The sequence below is a fragment of the Ideonella flava genome (genome assembly GCF_051857595.1).
Lineage (GTDB): Bacteria > Pseudomonadota > Gammaproteobacteria > Burkholderiales > Burkholderiaceae_C > Ideonella.
In genome coordinates this window covers 19,115-38,523 of sequence record NZ_JBPZHD010000014.1, presented here as the reverse complement: position 1 = coordinate 38,523, position 19,409 = coordinate 19,115, and the positions used below count along the sequence as shown (strand labels likewise).

Sequence of the window (19,409 nt, the reverse complement as noted above, 5' to 3'; positions counted from 1 at the left end):
GCTCAAGACGCCTTCGGATGGGCGTCGGTCTAGAAGTGGATGCCGCGCATCATCTGCTGCATCGCGATCGCCTCGGGTGACAGCTGCTGCTTGCCGCCCTTGCCGCCCTGCGCGGCGTCCGAGTCCGGGAACATGCGGAAGCTGGTGTTCATCGCGATCTGCGCCACGCGTGGCAGCAGCGCATGCAGCACCTGGCCCGTGATGCCCAGCCGCGTGGCCACGCGCACCGGCTTGTAGACGCAGGCCTGGGCGATCATGTCGGCCGCCTCCTCGGGCGACAGCGTCGGCACGTTGTTGTAGATCTTGGTCGGCGCGATCATCGGCGTGCGCACCAGCGGCATGTTGATGGTGGTGAAGGTCACGCCCTGGTCCGCGTATTCGCTGGCGGCGCAACGCGTCCAGGCATCCAGCGCGGCCTTGCTGGCCACGTAGGCCGAGAAGCGCGGCGCATTGGTCAGCACGCCGATCGAGCTGATGTTCACCACGTGCCCGTGGCGCTTCTTCACCATGCCGGGCAACAGGCCCATCGTCACCCGCAGGCAGCCGAAGTAGTTCAGCTGCATCGTCCGCTCGTAGTCGTGGAAACGGTCGTAGCTGTTCTCGATGGCGCGGCGGATGGAGCGGCCCGCGTTGTTGATGAGGAAGTCGACGCCACCGAAGGTCTCCTGGATCCAGGCCACCATCTCGCCGCAGCTCTGCTCGTTGGCGATGTCGGCCGAGTAGGTGTGGACCTGCGCCGCCTTGCCCGCCTTGGCGCGGATCTCGGCCTCGGCCTCCTTGAGCTTGACCTCGTCGCGAGCGCAGATGAGCGTGATGGCGCCGGCCTCGGCGAACTTGATGGCTGCCGCCAGGCCGATGCCCGAGGACCCGCCGGTGACCAGCACCACCTTGCCGCCCACCGTCCCACGCAATGAGCGGTCGATCAGCAGGTCGGGATCCAGGTGGCGCTCCCAGTAGTCCCACAGCCGCCAGGCGTAGTCGTCGAGCTTGGGGCACTCGATGCCCGAGCCCTTGAGTGCCGCCAGCGTTTCGCGGCAATCGAAGCGCGTGGGGTAGTTGACGAAGGTGAGCATGTCCTCGGGCAGGCCGAGGTCCTTCATGATCGCGTTGCGCACCCGGCGAACTGGCGCCACCGCCATCAGCCCCTTCTTCACGCTCTTGGGGATGAAGCCCAGCAGCGCCGCATTGACGAACAGATTCATCTTCGGCGCGTGGGCGGCCTTGGAGAAGATGTCCAGCACGTCGCCCACGCGGTAGCCCACCGGATCCACCAGGTGGAAGCACCGGCCCTTGAGCTCGGCCTTCGAGTGACTGATGTGGTCCAGCGCATCGACGATGAAATCCACCGGCACGATGTTGACGCGGCCGCCCTCCAGGCCCACGGCCGGCATCCACGGCGGCAGCAGCTGCCGCATGCGCTGGATCAGCTTGAAGAAGTAGTAGGGGCCGTCGATCTTGTCCATCTCGCCGGTGCGCGAGTCGCCGACCACCATCGCGGGCCGGTACACCGTCCAGGGAACCTTGCTCTCCTTGCGCACGATCTTCTCGGACTCGTGCTTGGTCATGAAGTACGGGTGGTCGAGCCCTTCGGCCTCTTCGAACATGTCCTCGCGGAACACGCCTTCGTACAGGCCCGCGGCGGCGATCGAACTCACGTGGTGCAGGTGCCCTGCATCGATCGCCTTGGCGAACTCGACCACGTTGCGCGTGCCTTCGACGTTCACGCGGACCTGGCTTTCCTCGTCGGCCGAGAGGTCGTACACCGCGGCCAGGTGGTAGACGGCGTCGATCTGGCCCTTGAGCTGCTTGATGTTGTCGGACGAGACTCCGAGCTTCTTCTCGGTCAGGTCGCCGCTCACTGCAATCGCGCGGTTCTTGCCGACACCCCAGTGCTCGAGCAGGCCAGCGATCTTTTCTTCGCTGCCCGGGCGGACCAGGAAGTACACGGTCGAGCCACGGCGCGCGAGCAGCTTCTTGACGAGCCGCTTGCCGATGAAACCGGTGGCGCCGGTGACGAAGTACTGCATGGGAGCCTCCTCGTGAATGTTGAACAGGGGATGTACGGGCTGGCGGCGATTGTGGCGCCCGCCGGCGAGCCGGCCCTTCGGCGCTAACCCGAGATAGGCACGTCCATCTAGCGCTTTAGGATGCCGCCTCGAAAACCGCTGCCTACACTGACTTCATCGTCGCCAACCCTGAACGAGGAAAGAGGTTCCACATGGTCAAGAAGCTGAAGAAGATGGCTGAACAGAAGTCCAGCTCCGCCGCGGGCCTGCTCGACAGCCAGCTGGCCGGCGCCGTCAAGGCCTCCGCCCAGCAGATCTGGCTGGCCGGCATGGGCGCCTTCGCCAAGGCCCAGGAGGAAGGCACCAAGGTCTTCGAGTCGCTGGTCAAGGAAGGCGTCAGCCTGCAGCGCAAGACCCAGGCCGTGGCCGAAGAGCGCATCGGCGAAGTGACCGGCAAGATGAGCGCCATGGCCGGCGAAGTGACCAACAAGGCGGGCGCCTCCTGGGACAAGCTGGAATCGATCTTCGAGGCCCGCACCGCCAAGGCGATGAGCAGGCTCGGCGTGCCTACCGCCAAGGACGTGGCCGCGCTGACGGCCCGCGTCGACGCGCTGGCCAGCGCCGTCGCCAAACTGGGCGGCAAGGTCGAAGCACCGGCCAAGGCGCCCCGTGCGGCCAAGGCGAGCACCAATGGCGCCGCCAAGCCCGCGGCCAAGAAGGCCGCTCCCGCGAAGAAGGCCGCCGCGCCGCGCAAGGCCGCGGCTCGCAAGGCCGGGGCCAAGTCGGCCGAAGCCAGCGCCGGCTGATCGCTCCCCCGGCCTGACCGACCGCAGCCTTGGCGTCGCGCTCACCGCCTGCCGCTGCGCGATCCGCCCCGCGGATCGCGCTGGCGCTTGCTGGCGGCGGGCCGCTCGGCGCAGTGCACGAGATAGGCGCGCTGTGCGCGCTGGAAGAGGCGCTGCCGGGTCTGGATTTCACCGCCCTGAACGCCTACGTCGGCGTCTCGGCCGGCGCCTTCGTCGCGGCGGGCCTCGCCAACGGAATGACGCCGCGACAGATGTGCGCGGCCTTCATCGATGGCGGCGGGACAGACGACCTGATCGATCCGAGCCTGTTCACGCAGCCTGCGTGGCGCGAGTACCGGCGGCGCCTGCGCCGCGTCCCCTCGCTGCTGGGACGCCTCGGTTGGCAGCTGCTGGGTGGCGAGCTGCCGCTCGTCAACGCACTGGCCGAACTCGGGGGCGCCCTGCCCACCGGCCTGTTCGACAACCAGGCGATGCAGGCGCACCTGCAGCAGGTGTTCTCCGCGCCGGGCCGCCACGACGACTTCCGCCGGCTGCGTCGCCCACTGGTGGTGGTGGCCACGGACCTGGACACCGGCGAGGCTGCGCCTTTCGGCCTGCCAGGCTGGGACGACACGCCGATCTCCCGCGCCGTCATCGCCAGTGCGGCGCTGCCGGGGCTGTACCCGCCGGTGACCATCGGCGGGCGCCACTACGTCGACGGCGCGCTGAAGAAGACGATGCACGCTTCGGTGCTGCTCGACCAAGGGCAGGACCTGCTCATCTGCCTGAACCCGCTGGTGCCCTTCGATGCTTCGATGCGGCTGGCCGAGCCGGCCGAGGGGGATCGACGCGGACCCAGGCCCACGTCACACGAGGGCCGCATCCCGCACCTGGCCGCGGCCGGCCTGCCCGCGGTGATGAGCCAGACCTTCCGCACCCTCATCCATTCGCGGCTGGAGCTGGGCATGCGGGGCTATGCGGCGACGCATCCCGAGTGCGACATCTTGCTGCTCGAGCCCGACCATCACGACCCCGCGCTGTACCGCGCGGGCACCTTCAGTTATTCCAGACGGCGCGAGCTCGCGGAGCACGCCTACCAGCAGACGCGTCGCCTGCTGCGTGCGCGGTGTGCCGAACTGGCGCCGATCTTCGCGGAACACGCCGTGCCGCTGGACCTCGACCTGCTGTTCCGCGAGCGGCGTCTGCTGCCCAAGCTGGCCTTGCGCCGCTCGGGCAACGACCTGGCGGAACGAACCCACCAGGTGCTGGATCAGCTCGAGGCCCGCATTCGCGCGCTCGATCCCGCGCTGGTCGATCGGCGGGCCTACCCGAGATAGCGGCGTTCCAGGTGCGCCCGGAAGTGCGCCGGGTTCAACGCCTCACCGCTGGCGCGAATCGCCAGCTCGTCAGTGGTCCAGCGGCTGCCCTGTCGCCAGATGTGCTGGTCGAGCCAGGAGAACACCCCGGCCAGGTCGCCCTCGCCCAGGCGCTGGTCCAGATCCGGCATGGTTCGCCGCATGGCCGCGAACCACTGGGCCGCGTACATCGCCCCCAGCGTGTAGCAAGGGAAGTAGCCGATGAGGCCCTCCGCCCAATGCACATCCTGCATCGGGCCGTCGGTGTAGTTGCCTCGCGTGTCCACGCCCAGCAGGTCCATCATCGCGGCATCCCACAGGGCCGGGATGTCCTCGGCCTCGATCTCGCCTTCCATCAGCGCCCGCTCGATGTCGAAGCGCAACAGCACGTGGGCGGGATAGGTCACCTCGTCCGCATCGACGCGGATGAAGCCGGGCTTCACGCGCGTCAGCAGGTGGTTGAGGTTGGTGGGCATGAAGGCGGCCTGGTCGCCGAAGGCCTCCACCAGCAGTGGCGACATCAGCGCGGCGAAGCCGGGATGCCCGCCGAGCTGCATCTCGAAGGACAGGCTCTGGCTTTCGTGGATGGCCATGGAGCGGGCCTCTGCCACCGGCTGGCCGAGCAGCGGGCGCGGCAGGTTCTGCTCGTAGCGGCCGTGGCCGGTTTCGTGCACCGTGCCCATGAGACTCTGCAGGAAGTCGTCCTCGCGAAAGCGGGTCGTCAGGCGGACGTCCTCCGGCACGCCGCCCGAGAAAGGGTGCGCGCTGACATCCAGTCGCCCGGCCGTGAAATCGAACTGCAGCAGCTGCATCACCTTCTCGCACAGGCGCCGCTGGGCCGCCAGGTCGAAGGGGCCGTGCGGCTGCAGGACCACCTCGCGCGACTGCTTGTCCACCACGCGGCGGATGAGGCCGGGCAACCACTCGCGCAGCGGATCGAAGACCGCGCGCACCTTGGCCGTCGTCATGCCCGGCTCGTACTGGTCCATCAAGGCGTCATACGGGGACAGCCCCGAGCGATCGGCCAGGCGCAGCGCGCACTCCCGCGTGGCGGCCACCACCTCCTTCAAGTTGGGCAGGAAGCCGGTCCAGTCGTTGGCCGGGCGCTGGCTGCGCCAGGCGTGTTCGCAGCGCGAGGCCGCCAGCGTGCGGCGCTCGACCAGGGCTTCGGGCAATGCGGTGTTGGCCAGCCAGACCCGGCGCATCTCGCGAAGGTTGGCCACCTGCGAATCATCGAGCGGTTCGCCCAGCGCGGCTTCGAGCTCGCCGCCCAGCGCGGGATCCGTGCGCAGACGGTGCAGCAGGGCCGCCATCTCGGCCAGCGCCTGCGAGCGCGCCTCGTTGCCCCGCGGCGGCATGTTGGCCGCCTGATCCCAATGGGCCATCTGTTGCAGGTGCCCGAACCGGTGGATGCGGAGAAAGCGCCGGGTCAGCGCGTCGTATTGCGGGGCGGAGGCTGGCATGGGTACTGCTGCGCGCCACCCGGGCAGGCGGCGGTTGGAATGGGTCGTGCCCGATTGTGGAGGCGTTCCGGGCCGATACCGGGGCGGGCATCCTCCCTCTCATGGGGGATGTACGCCGCAGGGGCTACGCGTTCAAGTGCGCGGGGAACCACCACATGAGTGCCGCCGTCATGGTGAGGTAGCGGGCGAACTTGCCCACCGCCATGTAACCCACGCAGGGCCAGAAGGGCAGCTTCAGCCAGCCGGCCACCGCGCACAGCGGGTCTCCGACCACCGGCAGCCAGCTCAGCAGGCAGCCCCTGGCGCCGAAGCGCTCCAGCCACTGCAGCGCCCTGGCCTCGTGCGGCCGGCGGTGGCGGATGCGCTCGTAGGCCCGCTCGGCGCCGAAGCCCATCCACCAGGTGATGGCGCCGCCGAGGGTGTTGCCGACGGTCGCCACCAGGACCGCCGGCCAGAACAGATCGGCATCGAGCGACACCAGGGCGATCACCGCGAACTCCGATCCGAGCGGCAACAGGGTGGCCGACACGACCGCGATGATGAAGACTGCCGGGAGCCCGACCTGAGGCAGCGCGAGGGCGGCCATCAGTGCGTTGATCCATGACACCATCGCTTCTTCCATCGCGGCGCATTATGAAAGCCCCGGTGGTTGTTTCGAACCCACGGCGGGCACATCGGCCCGACGCATCCTGATGGAGTCGCCATGCCGCATGCCCCCGCGCTGAACCTTCGGCCCGCCCGCCTGCCCTGGCCGCTCGCCATCGCGGTGTCGCTGGCGCTGGGCCTGGCCGGGGCGCGCGCGGCTGCGCAGGGCTGCGCACAGCTCGTCGCCTCGGGGAACCCCGAGTACCCGCCCTACCTGTGGCGAGATCCCGACAACGAGGGCCGGCTGATCGGCGCCAATGCGGAGCTGATGCAATGGCTGTCGAAGGAGATCGGCGTGCCCATCGACGTGCAGTACAGCGGGCCCTGGGGCCGGGTGCAGGAAGAGACCCGCCTGGGCCACCTGGACCTGATCGCCGGCGCCTTCTTCACGCTGCCGCGCACCGAGTACATGGACTACTTCCATCCCGCGTTCCACGAGACCCGTTCCGTGATCTGGACGCGCGGCAACAACAACGCGCTGAAGTTCCGTCGCTGGTCCGACCTGGTCGGCCTGCAGGGCGTGACGGTGATCAACAACAGCTTCGGCGAGGAGTTCGACCGCTACGCGAAGGACAAGCTGCACATCAACCAGGTCGCCAGCCTGGAGCAGGCGATCCAGATCGTCCAGAACAGCCGGGCCGACTACCTCGTCTACGAGGACAGTCCCGGCCAGGCGTTCCTCGCGCGGCGGAACATCGCCGACGTGAAGATGCTGGGCGACCCGGTCGCGCGCGAGAACCTGTACCTCACGATCTCGCACCGATCTGCGTGCAACACGCCCGAGATGCGCGGGCGCATCGCCCGGGCGCTGTACAAGCTCAGCCGCGACAAAGCCATGATGACCGGCTTCGTGGAGCGGGCGCTGCAGCTGTGGCGCAAGCAGACGGCCAAATCCTGAGCGCCGCGCAGCGGCCTGCACGTATTCGTGGGGCAGTGGAGAGGGCGTCCGGCCCGGTAGAATCCTGCCTCCTTTTTGAGCAGCCCATGTCGTCCCCGCCCCTGCTTCGCCCGCTGCGCATCGGCCCCCACGAGCTGTCGAACAACCTCGTCGTCGCGCCTATGGCCGGGGTCACCGATCGCCCGTTCCGCCAGCTGTGCAAACGGCTGGGCGCCGGCTACGCGGTCAGCGAGATGGTGACCTCGCGCAAGGACCTGTGGCAGTCGCTGAAGACCTCGCGCCGTGCCAATCACGCGGGGGAGCCGGGCCCGATCGCCGTGCAGATCGCCGGCACCGACGCGGCGATGATGGCCGAGGCCGCGGCCTACAACATCGATCGCGGCGCGCAGATCATCGACATCAACATGGGTTGCCCGGCCAAGAAGGTGTGCAACAAGTGGGCCGGCTCGGCGCTGATGCGCGACGAAGCCGGCGCGCTGGCCATCATCGAGGCGGTCGTGGAGGCCTGCCTGCCCCACGGCGTCCCGGTGACGCTGAAGATGCGCACCGGCTGGTGCGCCGCCGAGCGCAACGCCCTGTCGCTGGCGCGGGCGGCCGAGGACGCCGGCATCGCGCTGGTGACCGTGCACGGCCGCACGCGCGAGCAAGGCTACGGCGGCCAGGCCGAGCACGAGACCGTGGCCGCGATCAAGCGTGCGCTGAGGATCCCGGTCATCGCCAATGGCGACGTCGATTCGCCCGAGCGTGCCGAAGAGGTGCTGCGCGCCACGGGCGCCGACGCGGTGATGATCGGCCGCGCCGCCCAGGGCCGGCCCTGGATCTTCGACGACATCGCCCACTACCTGCAGCACGGCGTCCACCGCGAGCTGCCGGCCACGCGCGAAGTGCAAGGCTGGCTCACCGATCACCTGGCCGACCACTACACGCTGTACGGCGAGGAAAGCGGCGTGCGCAGCGCCCGCAAGCACATCGGCTGGGCCGTGCGTGCCCTGCCCGGCGGCGAGGCCTTCCGCGCCGTCATGAACACCCTGGACGACGCCGCGGCGCAACTGCGCGCGGTGACGACCTTCTTCGACCACCTGGCCGATCACCACGAGCGCCTGCCCGTGGACCGGCCGGTGGCGGCCAACCAGGACCGCATTGCCCTGCTCGCCTGATGCGGCGCCTTCGACACCACAGGCCCGCCGCCGGCGGGCTTTTCATTCACAAATGAGCAAGAAGAACATCGAGGACTGCGTCAGGGACACCCTGAACCAGTACTTCAAGGACCTGGACGGCGAAGAGCCGCATTCGCTGCACGACATGGTCATGCTGACCGTGGAAAAGCCGCTGCTCGACGTCGTCCTGCGGCAGGCCGACGGCAACCAGAGCAAGGCCGCCGAGTGGCTCGGCATCAACCGCAACACGCTGCGCCGCAAGCTCGTCGAACACAAACTGATTTAGTCCCCACGCGTGGATTGGGCCCCCACGCCCCCTTCCGGGGGCTGCCCCCCCCGTGGGGCTCGCGCAGCGGACCGGCAAGCCGGATCCGCGCACGCCCTGACAAGGGGCCTACGCTACGCGCGGCCCGCCGAACATTGCCACTTCAACACACGTCACCATGTCTGAACTCACCGCCCTGCTCTCGGTCTCCGACAAGACCGGCATCGTCGACTTCGCCCGCGCGCTGCACGCGCAAGGGATCAAGCTGCTGTCGACGGGCGGCACCGCGAAGCTGCTCGCCGAAAGCGCCCTGCCGGTGACCGAGGTGTCCGAGATCACCGGCTTCCCGGAGATGCTCGACGGCCGCGTGAAGACGCTGCACCCGCGCGTGCACGGCGGCCTGCTGGCGCGGCGTGACGTGCCGGCACACATGGCAGCGCTGAAGGAGCACGGCATAGGCACCATCGACCTGCTCATCATCAACCTCTATCCCTTCGCGCAGGCCACTGCCAAGGCCGACTGCACGCTGGAAGACGCGATCGAGAACATCGACATCGGCGGGCCGGCCATGCTGCGCGCGGCGGCCAAGAACTGGCAGGACGTGGGCGTGGTGATCGACCCCGCGGACTACCCGCAGGTGCTGTCCGAGCTGCAATCAGGCGGCCTCGAGAAGGCCACCAAGTTCATGCTGGCCAAGAAGGTGTTCGCCCACACCGCCGCCTACGACGGCATGATCACCAACTACCTCACGGCGCTCGAGCCGGGTGCACAGGACAAGACCGCCGAGGTGCCGGCCAGGGCCGAATATCCGCAGGTCTTCAACCTGCAGCTGCACAAGGTGCAGGGCATGCGCTACGGCGAGAACCCGCACCAGTCCGCCGCGTTCTACCGCGAGGCCCGGCCCGCCGAAGGCACGCTGGCGCAGTGGACGCAGATCCAGGGCAAGGAGCTCAGCTTCAACAACATCGCTGACGCCGACGCCGCCTGGGAGTGCGTGAAGGCTTTCGACCAGCCGGCCTGCGTGATCGTCAAGCACGCCAACCCCTGCGGCGTCGCCGTCGGTGCGACGCTGCTCGAGGCCTACGAGAAGGCTTTCAAGACCGACCCCACCTCGGCCTTCGGCGGCATCATCGCCTTCAACCGCCCGTTGGAGGCCGACGTCGTCGAGGCCATCAACAGCCGCAAGCATTTCGTCGAGGTGGCGATCGCACCAGTCGTCACGCCGGCCGCCCGCGCGGCCTACGCCAGCAAGACCAACGTTCGGGTGCTCGAGGTACCGATCTCCAAGACCTCGAACCCGCTCGATTTCAAGCGCGTGGGCGGCGGCATGCTGCTGCAATCGGCGGACAACATCGACATCGTCGGTGAACTCAAGGTCGTCACGCAACGCCAGCCCACGCCGCAGCAGCTGGCCGACCTGCGCTTCGCCTGGACGGTGGCCCGCTTCGTCAAGAGCAACGCGATCGTCTTCTGCAAGGACGGCATGACCATGGGCGTGGGCGCCGGCCAGATGAGCCGCCTCGACTCGGCCCGCATCGCCAGCATCAAGGCCGGCCACGCGGGCCTGAGCCTGCAGGACACCGCCGTGGCCAGCGACGCCTTCTTCCCCTTCCGCGACGGCCTGGACGTGGTGGTGGATGCGGGCGCGAGCTGCGTCATCCACCCGGGCGGCTCGATGCGGGACGAAGAGGTCATCGCCGCCGCCGACGAGCGCGGCATCGCCATGGTGCTCACCGGCACGCGTCACTTCAGGCATTGAATCTTCCACGGCCCTGCCGGGGCCCTGCCCCGCGAGGGGCTCAATGCAAGGCTGCGAGGAACTGCTTCAGTTCGGGCGTCTGCGGCGCACCGAAAAGCTGCTCCGGTGCCCCCATCTCGTGGATGCGACCGGCGTGCATGAAGACGACGCGGTCGCTGACCTTGCGGGCGAAGTTCATCTCGTGCGTGACCATCAGCAGCGTCATGCCCTCGTCGGCGAGCGACTCGATGACCTTGAGCACCTCGCCGACCAGCTCCGGGTCCAGCGCCGAGGTGATCTCGTCGCACAGCATCACGCTGGGCTCCATCGCCAGGGCGCGGGCGATCGCCACCCGCTGCTGCTGCCCGCCTGAAAGCTGGTCGGGCCAGGCCTCGAACTTGTCGGCCAGGCTGACGCGCTCGAGCAGACGCCGCGCATCAGCCTCGGCCGCCAACCCATCGCGCTTCTTGACCAGCTGAGGCGCCAGCATCACGTTGCGGCCCACGCTCAGGTGCGGAAAGAGGTTGAAGCTCTGGAAGATCATGCCCACGTGCTGGCGCAGCGCGCGCATGGCCTTGGCATCGCCGTGGCGCAGGGGCTGGCCGTCGACCTGCAGGCTGCCCTCCTGGAAATCCTCCAGGCCGTTGATGCAGCGCAGGAGCGTGCTCTTGCCCGAGCCGCTCTTGCCGATGACGCAGATCACCTCGCCGCGCCTGACCTTCAGGTCTATGCCCTTGAGCACCTCGTTCGTGCCGTAGCGCTTGCGCAGGCCGGTGATGTCGACGATGGGGTCAGTGTTGTTGTCCACGGCGGAGCTTTCTTTCCAGGCGCCGGCTCCAGGCCGAGATCGGCCAGCACAGCGCGAAATACGTCAGGGCCACGCAGGCATAGGTGCTGAAGGGTTGGAAGGTGGCGTTGGTGATCATGGTGCCGGCCTTGGTCAACTCGATGAAGCCGATCACCGAGGCCAGGGCCGTGCCCTTGATCACCTGGACCAGGAAGCCCACCGTCGGCGGGATGGCGATGCGCACGGCCTGCGGCCCGATGACGTGGCGCAGCTTCTCGCCGAAGCTCAGCGCCAGGCTGTCGGCCGCCTCCCACTGGCCGCGGGGGATCGCGCTGACGCAGCCGTGCCAGATCTCGCTCAGGTAGGCGCTCGTGTAGAGCGTGAGCGCGACGGCGGCGGCCAGCCAGGCCGGAACGTCGATGCCCAGCAGGCCCAGCCCGAAGTAGGCCAGGAAGAGTTGCATCAGCAAGGGTGTGCCTTGCAGCAACTGCGCGTACCCGCGTGTGAGCACTTCTGCGCCGCGCCAGCGCGCCAGGCGGGCCAGCAGCAGGCCGAGTCCGACCAGGCCGCCGCCGGCGAAGGCGACCAGCGACAGCAGCACCGTCCAGCGGGCGGCCAGCAGCAGGTTGCGGAAGATGTCCCAGAGCGTGAAGTCGACCATGTCAATGCCCGCCACGCGGCATGCGGCCGAAGAGCCAGCGCGGCCCGGCCCAGTACAGCAGGTGACGCACTCCCAGCGACAGCGCGAGGTACATCGCCGTGGCGACGATGAAGGCCTCGAACGCGCGGAAGTTGCGGCTCTGGATCAGGTTGGCCTGGTAGCTCAGCTCCTGCGCCGCGATCTGGCCGCACACCGCCGAGCCCAGCATCACGATGACGATCTGGCTCACCATCGCCGGCCACACGCGCGCCAGCGAAGGCGGCAGCACCACGCGCAAGAAGACCTGCAACTCGGTCAGCGCGAGGCTGCGTGCCGCCTCCAGCTGGCCGCGCGGCGTGCTCTCGATGCCCGCGCGAACGATCTCGGCGGCGTAGGCGCCCAGGTTCACGACCATCGCGAGGATCGAAGCCACCTCAGGCGACAGGCGCACGCCCAGGCTCGGCAGCCCGAAGAAGATGAAGAACAGCTGCACGATGAAGGGCGTGTTGCGGATCATCTCCACGTACGCCCCGACGAGCCAGCGCAAGGCGGCCGGGCCCCACGCGCGAGCCCAGGCGCAAGCCACGCCGACGGCCAGGCCCAGCAGCGTGGCCACCGCGGTCAGCCCGAGCGTGAAGGCCGCGCCGCGCAGCAGCAGCGGCCAGTCCTGCAGGACGGCGGAGAAGTCGAGCGCGATCATCGAGATCGGCGGTCAGTTCGGCAGGTCGCCCGACGGACGGCCCAGCCACTTCTGCGACAGCTTCTCGAGCTCGCCGGCCGCCTTGGCCGCGGCGATGACCTCGTTGACCCTGGCGCGCAGCTTGTCCTGGCCCTTGGCCACGCCGATGAAGTTGGGCGAGTCCTTCAGCACGAACTTCAGCTCGGTCCCCAGCTGGGGCTGACGCTGCATCAAGGTGGCCGCGACCGAGGCGCCGGTCGCCACCACCTGCACCTGGCCCGAGGCGAAGGCCGAGATGGTGGCGTTGTTGTCCTCGAAGCGCTTGATGTCGGCGCTCGGCGGCGCGATCTTGCCGAGCTCGATGTCCTCGATGGCGCCGCGCGTGACGCCCACCGTCTTGCCGGCCAGGTCAGCCGCCGTCTTCACCGCCACGCCCTTGGCGGCGAACACCGCCTGGTAGAAGGGCGAGTAGGCGGCGCTGAAGTCGATCACCTTCTCGCGCTCGGGGTTCTTGCCCAGGGTCGAGATCACCAGGTCGGCCTTGCGCGTCTGCAGGTAGGCGATGCGATTGGCGCTGGTCACCGGCACCAGCTCGGCCTTCACGCCGAGCTTGGCGGCGATGAGGTTGGCCATGTCGATGTCCAGCCCCTGCGGCTTCAAGTCGACGCCGACGAAGCCGTAGGGCGGGAAGTCGGTCGGGATGGCGATGGTGATCTGCTTCTTCGCCATCACCGCGTCGAGCGCGTCCTGGGCAAAGGCCTGCGGGCCGATGGCGACAGAAGCGAGGGCGACGGCGAAGCTGCGTGCGAGGAAGAAGCGGCGGATCGGCATGGTCATTTCTCCAAGGAGCGCCGGCGGGGGGCGCGGGTCGAGGCCTGGGGGCGGGCAGCGGCGGGAGCCACCAGTTCGGTGAAGAGACGGCGCGGCCGGCTCGCCGGCTCGCTGGGCGCGGCCGGGCGCGGCGACGCCAACGCCGAGCGCAGCTGCGCCAGCGCGTCGTGGGCCGGGCTGGGCGAGCCCAGGTGCTGCACGACCACGGCGATGTGCTCGCGCACCAGTCGCGTGGCCAGCGGGATGTCGCCGGCCTCCAGCGCCTGGACGATGCGGGCGTGGTCGTCGCAGGAGCGCGAGGCGTCGTGGGTCGACTGGAACAGCGTGGCGATGAGCGTGGTGCGCGCCGTCAGGTCACGCAGGATCTCCGCCAGCAGCGCATTGCCGGCGCACTCGGCGAGGCAGACGTGGAAGTCGCCGAGCAGGTAGCTGCGCTGGCCCGCGTCGCCGGCGCGGATGGCTTCGCGCTCGGCCTTCACGTGGCGCTTGAGCCGGGTGATGCTGGCACGCGACGGCGGACCCACCAGGTTCTGCACCAGGCCGGTCTCGATGGCGATGCGTGCCTCGAAGGCCTCCCTCGCCTCTTCCGCCGAAGGTTGGACCACGAACCATCCGCGGCGCGAATTGACCTCCACCATGCCGCGCGCCGACAGCCGCGCGAGAGCCTCGCGCACCAGCGTGCGGCTGACGCCGAACAGATCGGCCAGTGACTGCTCGCCCAGGCGTTGGCCCGGCAGCAGGCGGCCGGCCAGGATCGCATCGACGATGCGGGCCGCGATCTCGTCCGGACTGTGGCGGATGCCCTCGGGCTGTGCCATGGATGGTGCCGTTGTGCTTGCTGGAGGTGCGATCCGCCCCATTGGCGTGCAGGCTCTCCATACCAAACTTGTATGCAAGCCAGGAACGCAAGCGTTGTGCCAGCCCGGCGCCCGGCGCGAGCCCGGGTCCGTCCGCCAGCGCCGTCAGCGGCTGTGGGAGGTCAGGCGGGACAGGGGCGAGGCCGTGCTCGCGCCAGCCGTTGAAGTCCGCGCGGGATCGGCCTGCGCCTCCTCGACTTCACCTTCTCCCGAACCTTCGGGCAAGGGCTGTTCGTCGACCTGCCGCCGCATGGCCACGCCCACCGCGAGGATGTCGATCACCAGCAGGTGAAGGATGCGGCTGACCATCGGCAGGTGCGTGGTCACGTCCTCGGGGTAGTCGACGATCAGGGCCACGTCGGCGCGACGCGAAAGCGGGCTCTGGCTGGCCGTGATGGCGATCACCGCGGCGCCGCGACCCTTGGCGCGATCCACCACCTCCAGCAGCTCGGGCAGGCGGCCACTGGCGCTGATGACCACCACGACGTCGCTCGCCTTGAGCACGCCCGCCGCCAGCATCTGCAGCCGGGGGTCGGTGTAGGCCATGCTGGGCACGCCGAAGCGCAAGAACTTGAACTGCGCGTCCTGCGCCACCACGCCATAGTGGCCGAGGGCGTAGAAGTCGATGCGCTGGGCCTGCAGCAGCAGTTCGATGGCGCGGTTGATCATCTCGCGGTTGAGCTGGCTGCGCACCTGCAGGATGGCCGAAGCCGTGTTGCCCAGCACCTTGCTGCCGAGCTCCAGCATCGAGTCGTCGGTCGTCACCTGGGTGTGGGTGATGGGCACGGTGCCGGTCAGGCTGGAGGCCAGGCGCAGCTTGAAATCCGACAGGCCCTCGCAGCCCAGCGAGCGGCAGAAGCGGATCACCGTGGGCTGGCTCACCTGCGCCGCCTTGGCGATCTCGGCGATCGGGTCGTTCAGCACCGAGCGCGGATGGGCCAGCACGTGGTCGGCCACGCGCAACTCGGCGGGCGTGAGCTCGCCCCTCGCGCGGCGGATCTGCGCGAGCATGGCCGAGGCCGGCGCGTCGCTCATCGTGCGCAGCTGCGCTTCGAGGATGGCCGAGGCGCCGGCGAAGGTGGCCTGCTCGGCCGTGATGACGAAGGTCGGGATGTCCGCCAGGTAGCGCGAGAAGCGCCCCTTGTCCTCGAAGCGGGCGCGGAACGGCGAACGCTCGAAGTACTCGCCCAGCCGCGGCACGATCGCGCCGCCGATGTAAATCCCGCCCAGGGCGCCCAGCGTGACGGCCAGGTTCGCGGCCGCGGTGCCCAGCATCGCGCAGAACACCTCCAGGGTGTCCATGCAGACAGGGTCGCTGCCCTCCAGCCCGCGCTGCGTGATCTCCGGCGCCGCCAGGGGCTCGGCCTTCATGCCGGCGTGCTCGGCCAGCGCGCGGTGCATCAGCTCCAGTCCGGGACCCGAGAGCAGACGTTCGAAAGAGACGTGGTCGTACTGCTTCCACGCATGGCGCAAGATGGCGATCTCGCGCTCGTCGCGCGGGGAGAAGCTGGTGTGGCCGCCTTCGGAGCCCAGCGAGATCCAGCCGTCGCCGGCCGGGATCACGCCCGACACCCCGAGGCCGCTGCCCGAGCCCAGCAGGCCCATCACGTTCTGCTTGCGCGCGGTGCCGCCACCCACCTGGTGCAGCTCATGCGGCTCCAGGCGTGGCAGCGCCATCGCGAGCGCGGTGAAGTCGTTCAGCACCACCAGGGTCTCGAGCCCGAGCCGCTGGCGCATCTGCTCGATGGAGAACTGCCAGTGGTAGTTGGTCATGCGCACCTGGTCGCCCTCGACCGGGTTGGCGATGGCAACCGCAGCGTGCTGGAGCGTGGTGCCGGCCGGCAAGGTGGCCAGGTAGGCCGCGACGGTGGCGTGGAAATCCGGGTGGTCGGCGCAGCGCAGCGAGGCGACCTGCGTGAATTCGCCCGACGCCACCTCCAGCGCGAAGCGGGCGTGGTTGCCGCCGATGTCGGCAATCAGCCGGGGGCTGTCGAACGAGGCCATGGGCGGTCGGGCAGAGGCGGAGCGAGCATTATCGAACCGCCTGCACGACGACCACGGCGGGGCGCGTGCTCAGTGCGGCCGCGCTCGTCGCCGCACTTCGGGACAGCCGAACTCGCGGCCTATCGCCGTGCGGGCGTACAGGTAGTTCAGCCTCGCGCGGGCCGACAGCGCGTCCAGGTCGACGTGGCCGGCGGCGTCGCACTCGAAGCAGTAGGCCCGGCCGGTGTCGAACAGCGACTGGAAGCGCAGCTCGTAGTGGCGGCGGTCGGGGACGAAGATCGCGAATGCTTGCGGGTTCATGTTCGAGCCTCCTTCAGGGGCACGGGCCATGCGGTCCATGGGCTCGATCAGACGCCTTGCGCCTTCGTGCGTGCATCCCCTGTGCGGGGGAGGAGACCTCCCCAGCTGCGGGAAGAATTCACATCCAGGGGCCCCAAGGACACACGCTAGACTCGCGCCCGGGTGCGGCAGCCTGCGAAGGCGCTGCAGGTACGCGTGAAGGTCGGGCCGCCTCGCGGGCCTAGTCACGCGTAGCCGATGCTCCAACACCCCACCGTCGACCTCCTCGCCGCCGCGCTCTTCGCCGTCGCTCTCCTGCACACCTTCGCGGCGCGCCAGTTCGAGCGACTGTCCCACCGCTACCCGCGGCACGCGGGCCTGTTCCACCTGCTCGGCGAAGTCGAGGTGGTGTTCGGCTTCTGGGCCATGGTGCTGGTGTTCGGGCTGGCCCTGGTGGCGGGCGGCGACGAAGCGCTGGCCTATGCCGAATCGCGCAACTACACCGAGCCGCTGTTCGTCTTCGTCGTCATGGTGGTCGCCGGCTCGCGACCGGTCCTGATGGCCGTGAGGGACGCCCTCGACGCCCTGGCGCGACGGCTGCCGCTGCCTCGCCCGCTGGCCACGGCCTGGCTGGGCCTCGCGGCCGTCCCCCTGTGCGGCTCGCTCGTCACCGAACCGGCGGCCATGACCATCGCCGCCCTGATGCTCGCCCCCGTCGTGTTCCGCCCGGGCCTGCCGGAGGGGGTGAAGTACTTCGCCCTCGGCGTGCTCTTCGTCAACGTGTCCATCGGAGGCACCCTGACCTCCTATGCGGCCCCGCCGGTGCTGATGGTGGCCTCGGCCTGGCAATGGGACAGCGGCTTCATGCTCGCGACCTTCGGCTGGAAGGCGGCACTCGCCGTGCTCGTCAACGCCACGGCCGCGACGTGGGCGCTGCGCCGCCATCTGGGCGAAGCGGATGAAGCCGTGGCGGAGGACGCCGGCGCCGGGCGCGTCCCGTGGCCCATCGTGGCCACGCACCTGGTGCTGCTGGCCGGCGTCGTGCTGCTGGCCCACCACCCCGTTGCCTTCCTGGCGCTGTTCCTGCTCTTCCTCGGCTTCGCGCAGGCCTACGAGCGCCACCAGGATCCGCTGCTGGTCAAGGAGGCGCTGCTGGTGGGCTTCTTCCTCGCCGGCCTGGTCGTCCTGGGCGGCCTGCAGCGCTGGTGGCTGCAGCCCCTGGTCGAAGGCCTGCAGCCCCTGGCGCTGTTCTTCGGCGCGCTCGGCCTGACCGCCGTCGCCGACAACGCGGCGCTGACCTACCTGGGCTCGCAGATCGCCGGAATCAGCGACCCGAGCAAGTACCTGCTGGTGGCCGGCGCCGTCGCGGGCGGTGGGCTGACGGTCATTGCCAATGCACCCAACCCTGCTGGCGTGGCCTTGCTGCGGCGTGGCTTCGCCGACCACTCGATAGGTGCCATGGGTTTGATGCTCGGCGCGCTGGGGCCGACGGCCGTCGCGGCAGCGGCGTTCCTGTTGCCGTAAGGCGGCACGCCGCGCGGCGCCCGCGTGAAAGATGGCCGATTGCGGCCGAAGCGGCCAGTGCCCTGCCGCCGGCCGCTGCCGGCCGGGCGATGATGCCGGTCGTGACGCCAGCAGTACCTCCCCGACCACGCCTGTTTTCCATTGCCTGGCCGCTCTTCGTCGAGCTGCTGCTCGGCATAGGTGTCGGCCTCGTCGGCACCGCCCTCGCCGCCCGCGTGTCCGATGCCGCCGGCGCCGCGTTTTCGCTGAGCAACCAGCTGGCGGCGACGCTGTTCATCGTCTTTCGCATCATCGGCGCGGGGATAGGCGTGGTGGTCACGCAGCGCCTGGGGGGTGGGCAGCGCGAAGCGGCCGACCGTGTCGCGCGTGCAGCTCTCGGGGCGAGCACTTGGATCGGAGGCGGCACCGCGCTGGTCGCCCTTCTGGGCGCGGTACCCCTGATGCGGCTGATGAACGCGCCGGCAGAGGTCGAGCCCCTGGCCGTGCCCTTTCTGATGACGCTCGCACCGGCCATGCTGGGCGACGCCTGGAACGCGGCCATGGCTAGCGTGATGCGCGCCCACCTGCGCACCCGCGACACCCTGGCCGTGATCATCGCGATGCACGCGACGCACCTCGTGCTCGCCCTGCTGCTGATGCCGGCCCTTGGCCTACCCGGATTCGCGCTGGCGCTGCTGGCCAGCCGCGCACTCGGCGTGGGCCTGCACCTGTGGCTGTGGAACCTGCGACTGGGGCTGGTGCCCCGGTGGCGCGATTGGTGGCATTCGCCGCGCGCGGAGCTGGCGGCCGTGCTGCACATCGGCCTGCCCGGCGCGGGCGAGAACATCGCCTGGCGGCTGTCGTTCATGGTCAGCGTGGCGGTGGCCTCGGGCCTGGGGGCGCAGGCCCTGGCCACGCAGGCCTACACCTCGCAGCTGATGTCGGTCGTGCTGCTGTTCGGCCTGGCCACGGGGCTGGCAGCCGAAATCCTCGTCGGCCACCTGATCGGCGCCGGCGCGCTGCACGACGCGCACCGCCTGGTCAAGCGGGCGCTGGCGCGCGGACTCGTCATCAGCGTGGTGGTAGCCGCGACGGTCGCGGCCGCCTCTCCATGGCTGCTGGGCGCCTTCACCCACGACCCGGAGATCATCGCGGCCGGCACGACCTTGTTGTGGATCACCGTGCTGCTGGAGCCCGGCCGCACCTTCAACCTGGTGCTCGTCAACGCCTTGCGCGCCGCCGGCGATGCGCGCTATCCGGTGATGGCCGGCACCGCGTCGATGGTCGTCGTCCTGGCCGGCGGCAGCTGGCTGCTGGGCGCCAAGCTGGGCTGGGGCCTGCCGGGCCTGTGGCTGGCCTACACGGCGGACGAGTGGATCCGCGGGCTGCTGATGTGGCGCCGCTGGGCCATGCTGGGCTGGGTTCCGCATGCGCGCGCGGCGCGCGCGAGTCATCGCCCGGCGGCCTGAGCCCAGCGTGCGGAAAAGCACCCGGGCGCACCCGGGCCCTTCGCCCCT

The 19,409-nt window shown here is 69.6% G+C and carries 18 protein-coding genes; 8 read left to right on the top strand and 10 right to left on the bottom strand.

What is annotated here, in order from left to right; translation table 11 throughout:
• Positions 1 to 29: 29 nt before the first annotated feature.
• Positions 30 to 2,027 (bottom strand): SDR family oxidoreductase, encoded by a 1,998-nt coding sequence (locus ACS5PM_RS26955; protein ID WP_439390961.1) that lies wholly within the window; start codon positions 2,025 to 2,027, stop codon positions 30 to 32.
• 191 nt (positions 2,028 to 2,218) lie between these two features.
• On the opposite strand from ACS5PM_RS26955, the gene ACS5PM_RS26950 reads away from it, so the two are divergent.
• A complete protein-coding gene (locus ACS5PM_RS26950; RefSeq protein WP_439390960.1) occupies positions 2,219 to 2,812 on the top strand; it encodes a phasin family protein in 594 nt (197 codons plus the stop codon).
• Between the two features lie 29 nt (positions 2,813 to 2,841).
• Positions 2,842 to 4,128 (top strand): patatin-like phospholipase family protein, encoded by a 1,287-nt coding sequence (locus ACS5PM_RS26945; RefSeq protein ID WP_439390959.1) that lies wholly within the window; start codon positions 2,842 to 2,844, stop codon positions 4,126 to 4,128.
• Here ACS5PM_RS26945 and ACS5PM_RS26940 read toward each other — a convergent pair.
• Both ACS5PM_RS26940 and ACS5PM_RS26935 read right to left on the bottom strand, forming a co-directional pair.
• A complete protein-coding gene (locus tag ACS5PM_RS26940) occupies positions 4,116 to 5,609 on the bottom strand; it encodes a carboxypeptidase M32 (protein ID WP_439390958.1) in 1,494 nt (497 codons plus the stop codon). The genes ACS5PM_RS26945 and ACS5PM_RS26940 overlap by 13 nt on opposite strands.
• 124 nt (positions 5,610 to 5,733) lie before the next feature.
• Positions 5,734 to 6,219, bottom strand: coding sequence for a YqaA family protein (locus tag ACS5PM_RS26935; protein WP_439391169.1), 486 nt, complete (start codon positions 6,217 to 6,219; stop codon positions 5,734 to 5,736).
• Positions 6,220 to 6,312: 93 nt separating this feature from the next.
• Here ACS5PM_RS26935 and ACS5PM_RS26930 point away from each other — a divergent pair, with 93 nt between their 5' ends.
• The 4 genes from ACS5PM_RS26930 (at position 6,313) to purH (ending at position 10,333) form a co-directional block, all read left to right on the top strand.
• Positions 6,313 to 7,152: a substrate-binding periplasmic protein gene (locus ACS5PM_RS26930; protein ID WP_439390957.1), complete on the top strand. Its 840-nt coding sequence runs from the start codon at positions 6,313 to 6,315 to the stop codon at positions 7,150 to 7,152.
• Positions 7,153 to 7,265: 113 nt separating this feature from the next.
• A complete protein-coding gene (gene dusB, locus ACS5PM_RS26925) occupies positions 7,266 to 8,309 on the top strand; it encodes a tRNA dihydrouridine synthase DusB (protein ID WP_439391168.1) in 1,044 nt (347 codons plus the stop codon).
• A 52-nt stretch (positions 8,310 to 8,361) separates the two neighbouring features.
• Positions 8,362 to 8,595, top strand: a complete 234-nt coding sequence (locus ACS5PM_RS26920) for a Fis family transcriptional regulator (RefSeq protein ID WP_439390956.1) — start codon at positions 8,362 to 8,364, stop codon at positions 8,593 to 8,595.
• Between the two features lie 157 nt (positions 8,596 to 8,752).
• A complete protein-coding gene (gene purH, locus ACS5PM_RS26915; protein WP_439390955.1) occupies positions 8,753 to 10,333 on the top strand; it encodes a bifunctional phosphoribosylaminoimidazolecarboxamide formyltransferase/IMP cyclohydrolase in 1,581 nt (526 codons plus the stop codon).
• A 40-nt stretch (positions 10,334 to 10,373) separates the two neighbouring features.
• On the opposite strand, the gene ACS5PM_RS26910 is transcribed toward purH, so the two are convergent.
• The 7 genes from ACS5PM_RS26910 to ACS5PM_RS26880 form a co-directional block, all read right to left on the bottom strand.
• Complete coding sequence (locus ACS5PM_RS26910; protein ID WP_439390954.1) at positions 10,374 to 11,120, bottom strand: amino acid ABC transporter ATP-binding protein; 747 nt, start codon at positions 11,118 to 11,120, stop codon at positions 10,374 to 10,376.
• Positions 11,104 to 11,760 carry an amino acid ABC transporter permease gene (locus ACS5PM_RS26905; RefSeq protein ID WP_439391167.1) on the bottom strand — a complete coding sequence of 219 codons (657 nt, stop codon included), beginning with the start codon at positions 11,758 to 11,760 and terminating at the stop codon, positions 11,104 to 11,106. Before ACS5PM_RS26905 ends, ACS5PM_RS26910 begins: the two co-directional genes overlap by 17 nt.
• A gap of 1 nt (position 11,761) precedes the next feature.
• Positions 11,762 to 12,439 carry an amino acid ABC transporter permease gene (locus tag ACS5PM_RS26900; RefSeq protein WP_439390953.1) on the bottom strand — a complete coding sequence of 226 codons (678 nt, stop codon included), beginning with the start codon at positions 12,437 to 12,439 and terminating at the stop codon, positions 11,762 to 11,764.
• A 12-nt stretch (positions 12,440 to 12,451) separates the two neighbouring features.
• Complete coding sequence (locus ACS5PM_RS26895; protein WP_439390952.1) at positions 12,452 to 13,255, bottom strand: transporter substrate-binding domain-containing protein; 804 nt, start codon at positions 13,253 to 13,255, stop codon at positions 12,452 to 12,454.
• Positions 13,252 to 14,067 carry a GntR family transcriptional regulator gene (locus ACS5PM_RS26890; RefSeq protein WP_439390951.1) on the bottom strand — a complete coding sequence of 272 codons (816 nt, stop codon included), beginning with the start codon at positions 14,065 to 14,067 and terminating at the stop codon, positions 13,252 to 13,254. The genes ACS5PM_RS26895 and ACS5PM_RS26890 overlap by 4 nt, the downstream gene beginning before the upstream one ends.
• Before the next feature lie 144 nt (positions 14,068 to 14,211).
• Complete coding sequence (locus tag ACS5PM_RS26885; protein WP_439390950.1) at positions 14,212 to 16,110, bottom strand: glucokinase; 1,899 nt, start codon at positions 16,108 to 16,110, stop codon at positions 14,212 to 14,214.
• Positions 16,111 to 16,179: 69 nt separating this feature from the next.
• On the bottom strand, positions 16,180 to 16,410 hold the full coding sequence (locus tag ACS5PM_RS26880) for a hypothetical protein (protein ID WP_439390949.1): 231 nt from the start codon (positions 16,408 to 16,410) through the stop codon (positions 16,180 to 16,182).
• Positions 16,411 to 16,647: 237 nt separating this feature from the next.
• Between ACS5PM_RS26880 and ACS5PM_RS26875 the strand changes: the two genes are divergently transcribed.
• Positions 16,648 to 17,913, top strand: coding sequence for a putative Na+/H+ antiporter (locus ACS5PM_RS26875; RefSeq protein ID WP_439390948.1), 1,266 nt, complete (start codon positions 16,648 to 16,650; stop codon positions 17,911 to 17,913).
• Positions 17,914 to 18,014: 101 nt separating this feature from the next.
• Positions 18,015 to 19,361, top strand: a complete 1,347-nt coding sequence (locus ACS5PM_RS26870) for an MATE family efflux transporter (protein WP_439390946.1) — start codon at positions 18,015 to 18,017, stop codon at positions 19,359 to 19,361.
• Positions 19,362 to 19,409 lie beyond the last annotated feature (48 nt).